Raw genomic sequence first — 17,598 nt, forward strand, 5'->3', positions numbered from 1 at the left:
GGTGCTGATCGACTGGGAGAAAGGCACGCTCACCGGCGCCTCCGATCCGCGCAAGGACGGGATGGCGCTGGGCTATTGAGGCAGTCGGGGGAGCCGCTTGGTGGACGTTGGCGCCGCCCCTCAGCCGCCCTTCGGGCGTTCGTCGTTCGAAAAGCCAAGCAGTTGCCTTTCCTCGGCCGCGCGGGCCACTCCTCGACTTCCCCGTGAACGGGGAGAGGAAGCGGTGCTTATCCCCAGGGCTTTCTAGAAGCAGTCGTTTGAAACATAGTCGGTGACCATGAGCACGAATTCAAAAGACCTTTCCCGCCGTCTCGCCGCCGGCGCCGACGAAGCGCCGGCGATCCTGGCGCCCGACAGGGCGACGCTGACCCATGGTGCACTGCGCCGCCTGATCGCAATCACGGCCGAGCGGCTGCATGCGCTCGGCATCGGCCGGGGCGACCGGGTGGCGATCGTGCTGCCGAACGGGCCGGAGATGGCCACCGCCTTCGTCGCGGTGGCGGCCGCCGCGTCGACGGCGCCGCTCAATCCCGCCTATCGCGCCGACGAGCTCGATTTCTACCTCACCGACATCGGCGCCAAGGCGATCCTGGTCGCGGCGAACGAGAGCGGTCCGGCGGTGGCGGTGGCCGAACGTCTCGGCATCGGCGTGCTGCGGCTTATCGTTTCGCCGGGCGTGCCTGCCGGCAGTTTCACCATCGAGGGCGCGGCGATCGGTCCGCAGGCGGCGCCCGACATGGCAGGAGATGACGACATCGCGCTGCTGTTGCACACGTCGGGCACGACATCGCGTCCCAAATTGGTGCCGCTCAGCCATGCCAACATCGCGGCCTCGTCAGCCCATATCGGCGCGACACTCGGCCTGACCGCCGGCGACCGCTGCCTCAATATCATGCCGCTGTTCCATATCCATGGCCTGATCGCGGCGGTGCTGTCGTCGCTGGCGGCGGGCGGCAGCATCTACTGCACGCCGGGCTTCAACGCGCTGCGCTTCTTCCACTGGCTGAGCGACGCCAAGCCAAGCTGGTACACGGCGGTGCCGACCATGCACCAGGCGATCCTGGCGCGGGCGGCGCGCAATGAAGAGGTGCTGGCGACGGCACGCCTGCGCTTCATCCGTTCGTCCTCGGCGTCGCTGCCGGCGCAAGTGATGGCGGAACTGGAAGCGACTTTCGGCTGCCCGGTAATCGAATCCTACGGGATGACCGAGGCCGCCCACCAGATGGCGTCGAACCGGCTGCCGCCGGGCCTGCGCAAGCCGGGCAGCGTCGGCGCCGGCGCCGGACCGGAGGTCGCGGTGATGGCGGCGGACGGGCGGCTGATGGAAGCCGGCGAGACCGGCGAGATCGTCATTCGCGGGCCTAATGTCACCGCGGGCTATGAAAAGAACCCGGATGCCAATGCCACGGCCTTCGCGCATGGCTGGTTCCATACCGGCGACCAGGGCGTGCTCGACGAGGACGGCTATCTCCGCGTCACCGGCCGGCTGAAGGAGATCATCAACCGCGGCGGCGAAAAGATCTCGCCGCTCGAGGTCGACGATGTGCTGATGGACCATCCCGCGGTGGCGCAGGTCGTCACCTTCGCCATGCCGCACGACAAGCTCGGCGAGGAGGTGGCGGCGGCCGTGGTGCTGCGCGAAGGCATGAGCGCCACCGAGAGCGACATCCGCAGCCATGCCGCGACGCGGCTCGCGGACTTCAAGGTGCCGCGCAAGATCCTGATCCTGGACGATATCCCCAAAGGCGCGACCGGCAAGCTGCAGCGCATCGGGCTCGCCGCCAAACTCGGGCTTTGACGATGAAGATCACCATTTTCGGTGCCGGTGCGATCGGCGGCTATCTCGCCGCCAGGCTGGCGATCGCCGGCCGCACCGACCTGTCGATCGTCGCGCGCGGCGCGCATCTGGAAGCGATCCGGGCGAACGGCCTGCGCCTGATCGAGGACGGCGAGGAATCGGTGGCGCCGGTAAGAGCCGCCGCCAAGGCCGAGGAGCTCGGAGTGCAGGACACCGTCGTTCTGGCGCTGAAGGCCCATTCGCTGACGCCGGCGCTGGACCAGATCGCGCCGCTGCTCGGGGACCACACATCCGTCGTCACCATGCAGAACGGCGTGCCATGGTGGTATTTCCATCAACTGGGCGGGCCGCTCGAAGGCACAAGGCTGAGCGCGGTCGATCCCGGAGAGGCGATCTGGCAGCGGATCGGGCCGCAGCGCGTCATCGGCTCGGTCGTCTATCCCGCCGTCGAGGTCGACGCGCCCGGCCTCATCCGCCATGTCGAGGGCAAGCGGTTCTCGCTCGGCGAACCCTCGGGCGAACGCAGCGAACGGGTGACGCGACTGGCCGAGGAAATGGTCAAGGCCGGCCTGCAGGCGCCGGTGCGCGAGGATATCCGCAGCGAAATCTGGGTAAAGCTGTGGGGCAACCTCTCCTTCAACCCGATCTCGGCGCTGACCGGCTCCACGCTGGCGGGAATCGTCGCCGACGAAGGCACCCGCGCGCTTGCCCGCACCATGATGCTGGAAGCCCAGGCGATCGGCGAAAGCCTTGGCGTCCGCTTTCCGATCGGGGTCGACCGCCGGATCAAGGGCGCCGGCGATGTCGGCGAGCACAAAACCTCGATGCTGCAGGACCTGGAGCGCGGCCGACCGATGGAAATCGACGCGCTGGTGGGCGCGGTGCAGGAGCTTGGCCGGCTTACGGACAAGCCGACGCCGACCATCGATGCGGTCTCGGCGCTGTTGCGGCGGCTGGCGGTGGAGCGCGGGTGTTACGGGTGATGGGCGCGCGGCGGGCCACACCTTGACGCGTTGGCGGCCTGCCCAACATATCGTTGGCGCCCTTGTTGCCGATGCCGGCCGGGCGTGCCGAAACAGATATGCCCTGACCCGCATTCAGCCTTTGGTTTCAAGGAACCGCCTCCATGCTCCGATATGCCTGCCTCTTCGGAATTTTGGCCATGACGACGGCTCATCCCGCGATGGCACAGAGCGATGATGAAATGAAAGCGTGCGTCGGCCAGTCCGGCGGCTACACGTCGAAAATGCTGGATTGCGGGAAGACGGAGATCGACAAGTTCGATACCAGGCTGAACGCGGCTTACAACACGCTGATGCATCGCGAACATGGCCCTCAACGTGCCCGGTTGCAGCGCGAGCAGCGCGCCTGGCTGAAACATCATCTGCGGGAAACGCACCGTCTTGCCGCCGATCCCGACAACGGAGAAGCGGCCTTCCTTACGTCCCAGGCGTTTGAACTGGACGATTTGAGCGCGCGCACGGCCGAACTCGAGAAACGAGTCCGGCAAAACCCGTAGCCACTCAACCGGGTCATCGTTGGCCGGCGCCCTGGCGCGGCCCGATCAATCGCGCCCGCTCGATCTGGAACGGATCAGTGCCTGCCCTGTCGCTTGAGAAGCCGCGCGTAGAGTTCGCCGACAATGCCGCGCCGGAAGACCAGCACGCACACCATGAAGATCAGCCCGGTGGCGATGGTCACCGGGAACCCGGAGGTGGCAAGCGTGTTCTCCAGCCCGACGACGAGGCTGGCACCGACGATCGGCCCGACCATGGTGCCGATGCCGCCCAGAAGCGTCATCAGGATCACCTCGCCCGACATCTGCCAGGTGACGTCAGTGAGCGTGGCGAACTGGAAGACGATCGCCTTGAGGGAGCCTGCCAGCCCGGCCAGCGCCGCCGACATGACGAAGGCGCCGAGCTTGTAGTTGGCGACGGAATAGCCCAGCGAAATGGCGCGGCTCTCGTTTTCCCGGATCGAACGCAGGATCATGCCGAAGGGTGAATTGACGATGCGCCAGATGGCGAAAACGCCGATCAGGAATACCGCAAGCACGAAGTAATACATGTTCAGCGAGACGTTCAGGTCGAGGACGCCGAACAGCATGCCGCGCGGCACGCCCTGAATGCCGTCCTCACCCTCCGTGAAAGGCGCCTGCACGCAGAAGAAGAAGAACATCTGCGACAGCGCCAGGGTGATCATGGCGAAATAGATGCCTTGCCGGCGAATGGCGAAGAAGCCCATGACCAGGCCGAGCAGCGCGGCGCCTGCCATGCCGAGCAGGATGCCGGCTTCCGGCGGCCAGCCCCACACCTTGACGGCATGCGCGGTGAAATAGGCGGCGCCGCCAAAGAAGGTGGCGTGGCCGAACGACAGAAGGCCGGTGTAGCCGAGCAGGAGATTGAACGCGCAGGCAAGCAGCGCGAAACACAGCATCTTCATCAGGAAGATCGGATAGACCAGGAAGGGCGCAACCAGCAGCGCCGCTATGGCGAGCCCGACCAGCGTCCATTCGGGCCATGCCGGGGTTCCGGCCGATATCTCGCGACGCGACAGCCCGGCCATGTCAGATGTCCCTTCCGACATGTCAGGCATCCCTTCCGAACAGGCCGGCCGGCCGGACCAGAAGCACGATCGCCATGATGACGAAGACCACGAGGTTGGAGGCCTCGGGATAGAAGACCTTGGTCAGGCCCTCGGCGAGGCCGAGCATGTAGCCGGTGACGATCGCGCCAAGAATCGACCCCATTCCGCCGATCACGACGACCGCAAAGACGACGATGATGAGATCCGATCCCATCAGCGGGCTTACCTGATAGACGGGGGCGGCCAGAATGCCGGCAAGCCCGGCAAGGGCGGAGCCGAGACCGTAGGTCAGTGTCAGCAGCAACGGTACGTTGACGCCGAAGGCCTGGACGAGACGGGGATTCTCGGTTGCCGCGCGCAGATAGGAGCCGAGCCTGGTCTTCTCGATCAGCGCCCAGGTTCCGAAGCAGATGATCAGCGAGGCGACCACCACCCAGCCGCGATAGTTGGGCAGGAACATGAAGCCGAGATTGGTGCCGCCCGCAAGCAGCGACGGCACGGCGTAAGGGTTGCCCGACACGCCGTAGTAATAGCGGAATATGCCTTCGAGCACGAGCGCGAGACCGAAGGTGAAAAGCAGGCCGTAGAGCGGATCGGTGTCATAAAGCCGCGACAGCGCCAGGCGCTCGACCACGATGCCGAAGAGGCCGACGGTCAGCGGCGCGAGGATCAGCGCCGGCCAATAACCGATGCCGAGATGGGTGAGCAGCAGGTAGCCGACGAAGGCGCCGAGCATATACTGGGCTCCATGGGCGAAATTGATGACGCGCAGCAAGCCGAAAATGACGGCCAGCCCCAGGCTCAGCATGGCGTAGAAGGAGCCGTTGATCAGCCCCACAAGCAATTGGCCAAGCAGTGCCTGGACGGGGATTCCGAAGATCATCGTCATGGCGTCCTCATACACCCAGAACCTCGTGGAGCTGCCCCATGCGGTTCGTCAGTTCGCCAACCGGGAACCCGGCGACGACCTTGCCGTGCTCCATCAGGTAGAAGCGATCGGCGACACGGCTGGCGAAGCGGAAATTCTGCTCGACCAGCAGGATGGTCATGCCGCGCTTCTTCAACGTCACCAGCAACTCGCCGATGCGCTGCACGATGACGGGAGCCAGGCCCTCGGTCGGCTCGTCTAGAAGCAGCATCTTGACGCCGGTTCGCAGCATGCGGGCGATCGCCAGCATCTGCTGTTCGCCGCCCGACAGCCTGGTGCCGGGACTGTTGCGGCGCTCCTTCAGATTGGGGAAGAGGTCGAATATCTCGGCGACGCTCATGCCGCCCTCGGCGACGACCGGCGGCAGCACCAGATTCTCATCGACCGTCAGCGTCGCGAAGATGCCGCGCTCTTCCGGCACGAAGCCGATGCCTTGATGCGCGGTGCGGTGCAGCGGCAGGCGCATTAGATCCGCGCCGTCGAAAACGACCTCGCCGGTCCGCGTGCGGATCAGCCCCATGATGGCGCGCAGCGTCGTCGTCTTGCCGACGCCGTTGCGGCCGAGCAGCGTGACCGTCTCGCCGGCAAACACCTCCAGATCGACGCCGTGCAGCGCATGGCCCTCGCCATACCAGGCGTTGAGGCCTCGGACCGCAAGCAGCGGGGCGGTGCTAGTCATCGGCGGTGCCCATGTAAGCGACCTTCACCCGCTCGTCGCGGCTGACCGTCGCGTAGTCGCCGGCCGCGAGCACCTCGCCGCGCTGCATGACGGTTATCCAGTCGCAGAGATCGGCGACAACCGTCAGATTGTGCTCGACCATCAGCACCGCGCGTTCGCTCGCCACCGAACGGATGAGGTCGGAAACCATGGCCACGTCCTCATGCCCCATGCCGGCCATCGGCTCGTCCAACAGCAGCACCTTCGGGTCGAGAGCCAGGGTCGTGGCGATCTCCAGCGCGCGCTTCCTTCCATAGGAAAGATCGCCCGCCAGCCTGTTCCTGGCGTCGTCGAGACCGACGGAGCGCAACAGTTCGACGGCTCGCGGCGTCAACCGATCGAGCGCTGCCAGGGAACGCCAGAACTGGACGCCGAGCCCGCCCGGCCGCTGCAATGCGACGCGTACATTGTCGAGCACGCTCAGATGCGGAAAGATCGCCGATATCTGGAACGAGCGCACCAGCCCCATGCGCGCCACCTTTGCCGGTGGCGTGCGGGTGATGTCGTGGCCGAGCAGTTCGATCCTGCCGCTGGTCGGCGCCAGGAACTTGGTGAGCAGGTTGAAAACGGTCGTCTTGCCGGCGCCGTTAGGCCCGATCAGCGCATGGATGTTGCGATGGCGGACATCGAGATCGACATTCCTGACGGCGACGAAGCCGGCAAAATCGCGCCGCAGCCCGCGGGCGGAGAGCACCACCGGCGGTTCGTTGGCGTTGAGATCAGACGGCGCCACGGGCCCGCGCCGATCACTGGGCCGCGGTTGGACAGCCGCTTTCCTTCTCGCTCAGGAAGGCCTCTTTGCCGGGGATGGTTGCCAGATATTTGTAATAATCCCAGTCCTTGGTGCTCTCGCTGGGCGCCTTCACCTGGTAGAGATACATGTCGTGGACCATGTTACCGTCCGCCTGCACCTTGCCGTTGGTCGTCACGGCGTCGTCAACCGGCATCGAATGCAATTGCTTGGCGACGGCCTCGGTCTCGTCGGTGCCGGCCTTGTCGATCGCCTTCAGATACTGCGTCACCGCCGAATAGGTCGCGGCCTGGATCATGTTCGGCATGCGGTTGGTGCGCTTGAAAAAGCGCTGTCCGAATTCGCGGCTCTTGTCGTCGCGATCCCAATAATAGCCCTCGGTCAGCACGACGCCTTGCGCGGCCTGAAGGCCCAGCCCATGCACCTCGGCCAGCGTGAACAGAAGAGCCGCAAGGCGCTGGCCGCCCTGGACTATGCCGAATTCGGCCGCCTGCTTGATGGAGTTGGACGTGTCGAGGCCGGCATTGGCCAGCCCGATGACCTTGGCGCCCGACGCCTGCGCCTGCAGGAGGAAGGATGAATAATCGGTCGACCCCAGGGGATAGCGCACTTCGCCCAGCACCTTGCCGCCGTGGCTCTCGACGAATTTGGCGGTCTGCTCCTTGAGCGAATAGCCGAACGCATAGTCGACGGTGACGAAGAACCAGCTGTCGCCGCCCTGCTGCACGAGGGAGCCGCCGGTTCCCACCGCCTGCGAATGGGTGTCATAGGCCCAGTGGAAGCCGTAGGGCGAGCATTGCTTTCCTGTGAGATCGGTCGTTGCCGCGCCGGTAACGATGTCGATCTTCTTCTTTTCCTTGGAAATCCCCTGGACGGCGAGCGCGACCGATGAAGTCGTCAGTTCCATGATGGCATCGACCTGTTCGGTGTCGTACCATTGCCGCGCGACGTTGGAGGCGATGTCAGGCTTGTTCTGGTGGTCGGCGCTGATGATCTCGATCGGCGCGCCCTGTACCTTGCCGCCGAAATCCTCGACCGCCATCTTGGCCGCCTCGACCGACCATTTGCCGCCGAAATCGGCATAGACGCCGGATTGATCATTGAGGATGCCGATCTTGACTTTTCCATCGGAAATTTCGGCGGCAGAGGCGGGGATAGCGGCCGCGGCAAGAAGCGCGGCGGAAACGAAACAGCATACCTTCATTATCGACTTCCTCCCATAATGAATCCGATCGTTCCCCCCGGACGATCACCAGCAAGCGGTATTGAACATGAGCAAGGTAGGGATGAACGGCAAGGGGCCGTTGCGGATTTCTGGTTCGAAGCAGCCTTCCTCGCCGGGAGTTTACCGCCCCGAGGGCAGCCAGGGCGACTGGCCATCACGCCAGCCGGAAACCCCAGAGGCAGCAAGACCATGTGAACCGTGACCGGCGGCTTGGCGAGACCGCGCGTCCATGCCCACGAACTTAGTCGGGAGTATTGACTCGACCACCCGAGTCACAGCGCTTAGATTGCACGGATTACTAGCCTTTCCACGGGGGAAGCCAACTGAGGTATCAGGATGGCTTTGGCAATGAACTGGTCGATAACCGCCATTACAGTGACGCATAACAGCGCGCATACCGTGCGGGGGGCGCTCGCCCGTCTGCCTCCAGGGGTAGAAATCGTCTGCGTCGACAATGCAAGTACCGACGATCTTTCCGCCGCGCTGTCCGGCCTTGCCGTTCATCGTATCGACAATCCTGTAAACCTCGGCTTCGGACGCGCCTGCAACATCGGGGCAGCGGCGGCGAAAGGTGAGTATCTGCTGTTCGTCAACCCCGACGTACGTCTTGGGACCGACGCCGTCGATGCGCTCATGCAGGCGGCTGAACGCTATCCAAATTGCGGTGTCTTCGTGCCGCGCACCAATACGGTGGATGGCCGGCTGTGGTTTCGCGAGGAGAGCGAGATCGATCGCCTTTGCGGCGTGTCGCTGCCCACACGCATCCGGCAGGTCTGGGGAGATTGTTGCGTCCGCTTCGTCAATGGCGGCGTGTTCATGATCAAAAGAACGCTCTTCCTCGATACGGGCGGGTTTGACGAGGATATTTTCCTGTATTTCGAAGATGACGACCTTTCATATCGTCTGCTGCAGCGTGACGAGCCCATGATCCTTGTCAGTGGCGCGCATGCTGTCCACGACATTGGCACGTCGGTTGCACAATCAACCCGGTCGCGGATTTTCCGGTATCGCTCGAAGATGCGATCGGAGATCCACTTGCGCAAGAAATACGGCATCGCCTATAGCCCATTCGTGGACATACTCCGTTACTCGACGAAAATCGGCTTCTATTGCCTGACGCTTAATCGAAACAGATTGATCAATTCCCTGGGCCGACTGATTGGCATATTCGACAGCATCCTTGACCGATCGCGCGCGAATCGGAACGGCGGCTATGTCGCCTGACGCTGCCGACACCAGGGCTGCCTTGCCTGGTGTCCTGTCCCGCGAACCCCGACAAGGCGACGGCGTCGATCCAAGCAGTGCCGCGGGCGAAATCCACATCGACGCGCCGGGACGCTATATCATCGAGCTTTGGCCGACAGAGAGGTCGATGCCGTTTGTGCGGCTCGATGTGCGCCGCGCCGGACATGCGGACAGGATCGTCTATGTGCCGGTCACCACGCGCACGTCCTATCTGCTCAAAAGCAGCGAAGGCGGCCTGGTGCTGCAATTTGACAGAGGCGACGTCGTTGCCGCGAGCGTTCGGCCCTTGGCCATCGGGGATATCGGCGCGCTGCTGCGTCGGCGCCGTCGCCACAAGCGATTTCAGCTGCCGCTCGGCGAAGGCCTCGTCTTGCAGCCTCTTTTGCACATCTCGGGACCGCAAGGGCGTGAGTTGGCCCGCGCCCTCGGCAGTCTCGCCGGTTGGGGCTTCGGCACGGCAAGCGACAATCTGCAGAAGACCCTGTCGCGGCACTTCGATGGCCCGCCAGCCGAGGCTCCCGAATGCCGGCCCACCGTCGAGCCGAAGATTGCCGTGGCGCTTCACCTGCATTACCCCGACCTCTGGTCCGAGTTCGAGGCGTTGCTGGAGGCGACCGATCGTCAATTCCAGCTCTTCCTCACGCTGACCCGGCCTGACGCGGCACTCGCGCAACGCGTTAAGGCAAGATTTCCGGGTGCCGAGATCACGGTTTACGAAAATCGTGGCCGCGACGTCGGCCCCTTCATCCAATTGCTTCGCGAAGGAAAGTTCGATCCCTTCGATCTTATCTGCAAGCTGCATGGCAAGAAGTCGGGCCAGAGCGGGCCGCGCATGGTTCTGGGCGAGATCTGGCGCCAGGTGAGCGCGTTCGACCTGATCGGATCGCGCGGCGTGGTCGACCGCATCATCGCCAACTTCGAGCGTTCTCCCGACACCCAGATGATCGGATCCAGACGCTTTCGGCTGCCCAATGAATGGAAGGGGGAGAAGGCCGCGTGGGGCGAGAACAGGGCGATGGCCCTCAATCTGCTGGAGACAATGGGAATGCCCTCCAGTTCCCGCCTCGACTTCTTTGCCGGGACGATGTTCTGGGTCCGCCGCGGCGCGCTGGAACCACTCCTACGGCTCGATCTGCCCTTGGCAGCCTTTCCCGAGGAGGCAGGCCAACAAGACGGCACATTGCAGCATGCCCTCGAGCGTGTTCTTGGAATGATCTGCACCAAGATCGGCATTGCCTCGGATGGCGACATGACGACGGATTCCCGCGAGGCAGACCCGATTGGATAGATCTGAATTCTTGATCTTTGTAAGATCGCTCACCAGCAGAAGCAGATGGAAGAGGTTTCGCCTCTGGCAACGAATTCGAGCCAGCGGGCTGTTCGATGTGTCGTGGTATCTCGTTCAAAATCCGGACATAGCCCGGAGTGGGAAAGATCCAATCCTGCATTACATCCGGTACGGTGTCTCGGAGTCCCGAAACCCCAGTCCGGACTTCGACAACGAATACTATCTGGCGAAGAATCCCGACGTGGCCGCCGCGTCGATGAATCCGCTGGATCACTACATTCGTTACGGCAAGATCGAAGGGCGCAGCCCCCGACGTGCCTCGGGCACAGATGCCGGCGCCATCCAGAGACCCGACACGTACGTGCCGCGATCCAGCGAGAGGCGGCCCGCCGCATTGAAGGCGCGCCTCATTGCCTTCTACCTACCGCAGTTTCATCCGATTCCTGAAAACGACGCCTTTTGGGGAAAGGGTTTCACGGAATGGACGAATGTGACACGCGCGACGCCGCAGTTCGATGATCATTATCAGCCGAGGCGGCCGGCGGACCTCGGCTTCTACGACCTGAGGGTGAAGGACATCCAGAAGGAACAGATCGAGATTGCCCTTCAGTACGGTGTCTCGGGGTTCTGTTTTCACTTCTACTGGTTCAACGGCAAGCGCGTCCTCGAGATGCCGATCACGCAATTTGTCGAGAATGACGCGCACGAACTGGGCTTCTGCATCAATTGGGCAAATGAACCCTGGAGCCGCCGTTGGGATGGGCGCGAACAGGAGGTGCTGATCGCGCAATCGCATTCGCCCGAAGACGACCTGGCCTTCATCGAACATGTATCCCGCTATTTTCGCGACCGGCGATACATCCGCATCGGCGGCAAGCCTCTGCTGATGATTTACCGACCCGGATTGTTTCCCTCGGCCGCTGAAACAGCACAACGCTGGAGAGCCTATTGCCGGGAAGCCGGCATCGGCGAGATTTTTCTTGCCTATCCGCAGTCGTTCGACAAGGACGATCCCGCCGCATTCGGGTTCGACGCCGCTGTCGAATTCCCACCGAATCTTGGGAAATTTCGCGAGATCAGCGGCAGAATTCCAACCCTCAAGAGCGGCTTCAGGGGAAAGATCTTCGACTGGACGGAGCTCCTTAATCGCAGCCGCGCCTACCCACAGGTTCCCTACACGCTGTTTCGCGGACTTTGCCCTTCCTGGGACAACACCGCACGCAGGATGGAGGCAGCCCACATTCTGATGAACGCATCGCCGTCGCGCTACGCAGAATGGCTCGGCAACGCGGTCGCCGATACATCCGATCGTTTCGCCGATTTCGACAGCCGCCTGATCTTCGTCAATGCCTGGAACGAGTGGGCGGAGGGAGCCTATCTCGAGCCTGACGCCCGCTATGGCTATGCCTATCTGCAAGCGACGCGGAACGTCCTGTCGGCTCCGTCCGCAGCCGGCAGATTTCCCCGGGAAGCGTCCTGGCGCGTCCTGTTCGTTTCGCACGATGCGGCCCTCGGCGGGGCGCAGGCTTCGTTGATCGACATCGTCCAATGGCTGCAGTCGCACACGGAGCTGGAGATCAAGGTCCTGTGCCTGGCAGGCGGTGAACGGCTCGAACAGTTTCGACGCATCGTCGATACCGTCCTTCTGGACGATCTGGTTTCGCCAACCGAGACGACCGCGACGAAGCTGGCCCGCATCGCCGATTGGTACGGTGGCAGGCCGGACCTCATCTATTGCAACAGCCTGGCCACCGGCCGCGTGCATGCGCTGCTTGGTGAACTGGACATTCCTATTCTGACGCATGCCAGGGAATTGGCAACCAGCGTCGCCCGATACGCCAGGGACGACATGGAGGATGTCGTTTCCCACACGCGAAGATTCGTTGCGTGTTCGCCAAGCGTCCGGGACTACCTGGTGGCCGAGCACAAGGTCGAAACGAACGCCATCGACGTCATTCCAAGCGCGGTTCCGCAGCCCGGCGCCGATGCCGGTCAGACGGAAATCCAGCGTCTTGAACGTCGCCGGCTGGCCGGCTGGCCCGTGGACAAGACGATCGTCCTGGGATCGGGCCTCGCAATGCCATTCCGCAAGGGCGCCGACCTGTTTATCGAGGTGGCCCGAATCCTTCGGGCCCGTGGGGTCGAGGACTATCATTTCTACTGGCTCGGCTCGTTTCCGGAGCGGGAACGCGATGAGGTTCTCGGCACCTGGTCGCAGCACCTCGACAGGATGCGGGCGGACGGGTTGGACGAAAAGGTTACATTTCTGGGCGATGTCGACGATGTGCGCGGCTATCTCCGGGCTGCCGATCTGTTTCTTCTGACATCCCGCGAAGAGCCGTTCGGCCGCGTCATGCTGGAGGCGGCCTTCGCCGAGTTGCCGGTGATCTGCTTCGCAGGCAGCGGCGGGGCGCCGGATTTCGTCGAGGACGATGCCGGCATCATCGTCGAACGGGCCGATCCGGCTGCCATGGCCGATGCCACACTGAAACTGATCCGGAACCAGTCGCTGCGGATGCAGCTCGGCCGGCAGGCGGGCGCCAAGGCACGGCGGCATTTTTCCACCGACCGGGTCTTTCCGCACCTGCTGTCGACCATGCGCAAGGTTGCAGGCCAGCCGCCCGCGGACCCGATCATCGTGCCGAACTAAATTACACCGGCGAGCTGTCCGCGGCGACGAGGTGGCCGTTGCCGACATCCTGCAACGCCAGTTTCAGCGGCGCCTCGCCGATCCTGCGGGTGGCGCTCGGGATTTCCTGGTCGAGGCGGGCAAAGCGGCTTCTGCGCCGCGCCGGATCGGGCACAGGCACGGCTTCGATCAGCCGCCTGGTGTAGGGATGGCGCGGGTTGGAAAAGACCTGATCGCGCGTGCCCATTTCGACGATCTGGCCGAGATACATGACGGCGACGCGATCGGAGATGTTCTCGACCACCGCCATGTCATGCGAGATGAAGAGATAGGCGACGCCGAATTCGCGCTGCAATTCCTTCAACAAATCGAGCACGCGCGCCTGCACTGAGACATCGAGTGCCGAAACGCTTTCGTCGGCGATGATAAGCTTCGGGCGCAAGGCGAGAGCGCGGGCAATGCAGACGCGCTGGCGCTGGCCGCCGGAGAATTCGTGCGGATAGAGATCCATCTGATCGGCCGACAGGCCGACGCGTTCGAACAGTGCCGCGACGCGCTGGCTGCGCTCGTCCCTGGAGGCGATGCCGTGGATCACCAGCGGCTCGGCGACGAGGTCGCCGACGCGCATGCGCGGGTCGAGCGAGGCGAAGGGGTCCTGGAAAATCATCTGCACGTCGCGGCGCACCGCCTTGCGTTCGTCACGGCCGAGGCCCGACAGGTTGCGTCCGCCAACGATGATGTCGCCGCTGTAAGGTACCAGCCCGGCCAGCGCCTTGGCGGTGGTCGACTTGCCGCAGCCGGATTCACCGACCAGCGCCAGCGTCTCGTTGGGCGCGATCGAGAAGCTGACCCCCTCGACCGCATGAACCCGGCGGGTGACCCGGCCGAAGACGCCGCCGCGCAGGTCGAAGCGGACATGCAGGTCTTCGACCGAGGCGACGCTGGCTGGCGTTGCCGTCTCCATATGCCTCGATTTCTGCCGGCCCACGCCGCTGCCGATGCGCGGCACCGCGGCCAGCAGTTCGCGCGTATAATCCGCGCGCGGCCGGGCGAAGATGTCCGATGTCTTGCCCTCCTCGACCATGCGGCCATGCCGCATGATGATGACGCGATCGGCCATTTCGGCGACCACGCCCATGTCGTGGGTGATGAGGATGATGCTGGTGCCGTGCTGGCGCTGCAGGTCGCGCAGCAGTTCCAGCACCTCCCCCTGCACGGTGACGTCGAGTGCGGTCGTCGGCTCGTCGGCGATCAGCACGTTGGGCTCGAGCGCCAGGGCCATGGCGATCATCACCCGCTGGCGCATGCCGCCGGAGAGTTCATGCGGAAACTGCCTTAGCCGGCTTTCGGCTTCCGAAATGCGCACCGCCTTCAGCGCCTCGATGGCGCGCTGGCGGGCCTCGGCTGGCGAGAGGCTGGTATGCGCCTCGATGGATTCGGTGAGCTGCTGACCGATCGACAGCACTGGATTGAGCGAGGTCATCGGCTCCTGGAAGATCATGGCGATGCGGTCGCCGCGAACGCGGCGCATCCGGCGCTCGTCGAGAACCGTCAGATCGGTATCGCCAAGCCGGATCTTTCCAGATGAAATGCGGGCGGCAGGCTGCGGCAGGAGCTGCATGATTGCCAGCGCCGTCATCGACTTTCCGGAGCCGGATTCTCCGGCGATGCAAAGCGTCTCGCCGCGCGCCAGCGTCAGCGACAGGTTGGACACGACCTCGCGCTCGCCGTCCTCGCCGCGCACGCTGACGGAGAGGTTGGCGATGTCGAGCACCGATCCGGCCGTTGCCGGGGTGATTGCCCCGATCCGGTTTTTGCCAGCGCCTGCGTTCATTCAAACACGCAGCGCGGGAAGTAGAACGACACCACCCAGTTCGGCATGTCGACGATCTCGCTGATCCTGAGATCGCCGCACACCGAGGCGAGCATATAGGCCTCGACCGGGTCGATCTTGTAGCGCCCGGCAACCAGGTCGACCATCTGGGCAACCGCTTCCCTGGCGCCCGCCATCAGGTCGGGGCCGATACCCGTCGTCACTTCATAGCCCTTGGCATCGAGGTGACGCGTCACCGGGCCAGGGGTGGTGAAGCGCGGCGTCTTCAGCCTGGCATCCTTGACCAGGTCGAGCTTCAGCACGACATCCATCGGGCTTTCGATCGCCGTGCCGCAGACCTCGCCGTCGCCTTGCGCGGCGTGCGTATCGCCGACCGAGAACAGCGCACCGGCCACCTCCACCGGCAGGTACAGCGTGGTGCCGGCGGCGAGATCGCGGATGTCGAGATTGCCGCCGACGCGCCGCGGCGGCACCACCGAGTGAAGGCCCATCTCGGCCGGCGCGTTGCCGATGGTGCCGGCAAAAGGTTTCAGCGGCACACGCGCATTTTTGCCGAACAGCGCCGGCTCGAGAGAGGCCGCGTCGTATTTCCAGATGTTCAGCGCCGGCTCCTTGAAGTCGTCGGCGAGCAGGCCAAATCCTGGAATATTCCCCGTCCAGCCGAAGCCGGACGGTTTGAACAACTCGATCGTCACCTTCAGCGCGTCGCCCGGTTCGGCGCCATCGACGAAGATCGGTCCGGTCACCGGGTTGATCCCGGCGAAGTCCAGCTTGGCGATGTCGGCGACCGTGCTGTCGGCCTTCAGCTGGCCGCCGGAGGAATCCAGGCACTGGAACTCGATGGTCGATCCGGGCGCCACCCGCTCGGCCGGGACAAAGGAATTGTCCCAGCCGAAATGGTGATGGCGCCCATGGATGGTGTAGTCGCAACTATTGCACATCTTTTACGTACACATTGTCATAGTTGATCGGGATATGGACCGGGTCGACATAGAGGTTGTCGGCACCGCCCATGCGGGCCGATTTCATGGTAAAGCGCTGCTCGTTGAACACCGGCGCCCAGGGCGCGTCCTCCATGATCTTGTCGTAGATGGCGCTCCACATCTTGTCGCGCTCGACGGCCTTGGCCGGGTCAACCACGGAGTCGGCCTCGGCCGCCTTGGCGTCGAGATCCTTGTTGCAATACCACGACCAGTTCCAGCCGCCCGGTACCGCACCGGCGCAGCCGAGGATCGGGCCGTAGAAGTTGGACGGATCGGGGAAATCGGCAATCCAGGCCATGCCACCCGACCAGATCATCGGCGCGCCGGCCTTGTCGCCGCCGGCGGCGATGACGTTGGCCTGCGCCAGCGACTGGATGCTGGCCTTGATGCCGATCGCCGCCAGATCCTGCTGGATCGCCTGGGCGATGCGCGGGTTCGGGTCGGTGTTCATGGCGAACAATTGCGTGTCGAAGCCATCGGGATGGCCGGCCTCGGCCAGCAGCGCCTTGGCCTTGGCGACGTCATAGGGGTAACCCTTGTACTCCTTGTCGTAACCTGGCATCGACGGCGGCAGCGGCTGGTTGGCCGGCACGGCGCGGCCGTTGATGATCTGGATGACGCGCGCCTTGTTGATCGCCATGTTGACGGCCTGGCGCACCTTCACATTGTCGAACGGCGCCATGGTGGTGTTCATGGTGACATAGCCGGTGTGCAGCTGGCCGCCTTCGACGACGCGCGCCTTCTGTTCGGGATCGGCCATCACCTCCTGGAATTTTGCCGGCGGAATGCCGTCGCCGGGCACGTCGATCTCGCCCTTCTGCAAGCGCAGCAGCGCCACGATCGGCTCCTGGCCGATCTCGAAGGTGATCTTGTCGAGATGCGGCAGGCCCTTGTGCCAGTAGTCCGCATTGCGCTCGAAGACGATGCGCTGGCCGAGCGTCCACTCCGCGAGCTTGAAGGCACCGGTGCCGACCGGATGCTTGCCGAAATCCGCGCCGTATTTCTCGACCTCCTCCTTCGGCACGACATGCGAGAAGTTGATGGCCATCACATGCAGGAAGGTGGCGTCGGGGCGGGTCAGCTCGAACTTGACCGTATAGGGATCGACGACGGTGACGCCAGACAGGCTTTCGGCCTTGCCGGCGGCGACATCGTCATAGCCTTTGATCGAGCCGAAGAAGCCGGCGCCCGGGCTCTGCGTCTTCGGGTTGGTGACGCGGTCGAGCGAATATTTCACATCGTCGGCGGTCATTTCGCGGCCATTGTGGAATTTCACGCCGTGCCGCAGCTTGAAGGTGAAGGTCTTGCCGTCCGGCGAAATCTCGTAGCTTTCGGCAAGGTCGGGCTTGAGGTTGGTGGTGCCCGGTTCGTAGTCCATCAGACCGTCGAACAGGCTCTTGATCATCGACCAGTTCTGCCAGTCGTAGCCGATCGCCGGGTCAAGGGTGGCGACATCGTCCTTGTAGGTGATGGTGATGGCGCCGCCCTGCTTGGCGTTGGGATCGATGGTATCCTCGGCGCGGGCGCTTGCCATGCCGAGCATCAGCGCCAACGCCGATGCCGCCACGGTGGTGGCCAGAAATCTTCTCATTTGGTGTTCCCTTTCTCTGATC

At 63.8% G+C, this 17,598-nt stretch carries 14 protein-coding genes; 6 read left to right on the forward strand and 8 right to left on the reverse strand.

The features are described 5' to 3' along the window. The first annotated feature begins 277 nt into the window (after positions 1-277). The 3 genes from C1D09_RS09460 (at position 278) to C1D09_RS09470 (ending at position 3,317) form a co-directional block, all read left to right on the forward strand. Positions 278-1,798: an acyl--CoA ligase gene (locus C1D09_RS09460; protein WP_143974012.1), complete on the forward strand. Its 1,521-nt coding sequence runs from the start codon at positions 278-280 to the stop codon at positions 1,796-1,798. Between the two features lie 2 nt (positions 1,799-1,800). Further along, on the forward strand, positions 1,801-2,781 hold the full coding sequence (locus C1D09_RS09465) for a 2-dehydropantoate 2-reductase (protein WP_143974013.1): 981 nt from the start codon (positions 1,801-1,803) through the stop codon (positions 2,779-2,781). A gap of 143 nt (positions 2,782-2,924) precedes the next feature. After that, entirely contained in the window at positions 2,925-3,317 is a 393-nt protein-coding gene (locus C1D09_RS09470) for a lysozyme inhibitor LprI family protein (RefSeq protein WP_143974014.1), read from the forward strand. A gap of 74 nt (positions 3,318-3,391) precedes the next feature. Here C1D09_RS09470 and C1D09_RS09475 read toward each other — a convergent pair whose 3' ends face one another. Genes C1D09_RS09475 through C1D09_RS09495 form a run of 5 tightly spaced genes read right to left on the reverse strand, consistent with a single transcriptional unit; the run spans position 3,392 to position 7,985 of the window. Continuing rightward, complete coding sequence (locus C1D09_RS09475) at positions 3,392-4,363, reverse strand: branched-chain amino acid ABC transporter permease (RefSeq protein ID WP_143974109.1); 972 nt, start codon at positions 4,361-4,363, stop codon at positions 3,392-3,394. Between the two features lie 22 nt (positions 4,364-4,385). Further along, positions 4,386-5,273 carry a branched-chain amino acid ABC transporter permease gene (locus C1D09_RS09480; protein WP_143974015.1) on the reverse strand — a complete coding sequence of 296 codons (888 nt, stop codon included), beginning with the start codon at positions 5,271-5,273 and terminating at the stop codon, positions 4,386-4,388. Between the two features lie 7 nt (positions 5,274-5,280). Further along, positions 5,281-5,991, reverse strand: a complete 711-nt coding sequence (locus C1D09_RS09485) for an ABC transporter ATP-binding protein (protein WP_143974016.1) — start codon at positions 5,989-5,991, stop codon at positions 5,281-5,283. Beyond that, complete coding sequence (locus C1D09_RS09490) at positions 5,984-6,763, reverse strand: ABC transporter ATP-binding protein (protein ID WP_143974017.1); 780 nt, start codon at positions 6,761-6,763, stop codon at positions 5,984-5,986. Before C1D09_RS09490 ends, C1D09_RS09485 begins: the two co-directional genes overlap by 8 nt. A gap of 13 nt (positions 6,764-6,776) precedes the next feature. Next, positions 6,777-7,985, reverse strand: a complete 1,209-nt coding sequence (locus tag C1D09_RS09495; RefSeq protein WP_143974018.1) for an ABC transporter substrate-binding protein — start codon at positions 7,983-7,985, stop codon at positions 6,777-6,779. A 369-nt stretch (positions 7,986-8,354) separates the two neighbouring features. Between C1D09_RS09495 and C1D09_RS09500 the strand changes: the two genes are divergently transcribed. From C1D09_RS09500 to C1D09_RS09510, 3 genes are all read left to right on the forward strand, one after another. Continuing rightward, complete coding sequence (locus C1D09_RS09500; RefSeq protein WP_246135691.1) at positions 8,355-9,230, forward strand: glycosyltransferase family 2 protein; 876 nt, start codon at positions 8,355-8,357, stop codon at positions 9,228-9,230. Further along, entirely contained in the window at positions 9,220-10,539 is a 1,320-nt protein-coding gene (locus tag C1D09_RS09505) for a rhamnan synthesis F family protein (RefSeq protein WP_143974020.1), read from the forward strand. The genes C1D09_RS09500 and C1D09_RS09505 overlap by 11 nt, the downstream gene beginning before the upstream one ends. 256 nt (positions 10,540-10,795) lie before the next feature. Beyond that, positions 10,796-13,189, forward strand: a complete 2,394-nt coding sequence (locus C1D09_RS09510) for a glycoside hydrolase family 99-like domain-containing protein (protein WP_143974021.1) — start codon at positions 10,796-10,798, stop codon at positions 13,187-13,189. 1 nt (position 13,190) lies between these two features. Here C1D09_RS09510 and C1D09_RS09515 read toward each other — a convergent pair whose 3' ends face one another. Genes C1D09_RS09515 through C1D09_RS09525 form a run of 3 tightly spaced genes read right to left on the reverse strand, consistent with a single transcriptional unit; the run spans position 13,191 to position 17,576 of the window. Further along, entirely contained in the window at positions 13,191-15,002 is a 1,812-nt protein-coding gene (locus C1D09_RS09515; RefSeq protein ID WP_143974022.1) for an ABC transporter ATP-binding protein, read from the reverse strand. Continuing rightward, positions 14,999-15,943, reverse strand: coding sequence for an acetamidase/formamidase family protein (locus C1D09_RS09520; protein ID WP_143974023.1), 945 nt, complete (start codon positions 15,941-15,943; stop codon positions 14,999-15,001). Before C1D09_RS09520 ends, C1D09_RS09515 begins: the two co-directional genes overlap by 4 nt. After that, positions 15,933-17,576 carry an ABC transporter substrate-binding protein gene (locus tag C1D09_RS09525; protein WP_143974024.1) on the reverse strand — a complete coding sequence of 548 codons (1,644 nt, stop codon included), beginning with the start codon at positions 17,574-17,576 and terminating at the stop codon, positions 15,933-15,935. The genes C1D09_RS09520 and C1D09_RS09525 overlap by 11 nt, the downstream gene beginning before the upstream one ends. Between the last annotated feature and the right edge of the window lie 22 nt (positions 17,577-17,598).

Source organism: Mesorhizobium intechi (genome assembly GCF_002879535.1).
GTDB classification, from domain to species: domain Bacteria; phylum Pseudomonadota; class Alphaproteobacteria; order Rhizobiales; family Rhizobiaceae; genus Mesorhizobium; species Mesorhizobium intechi.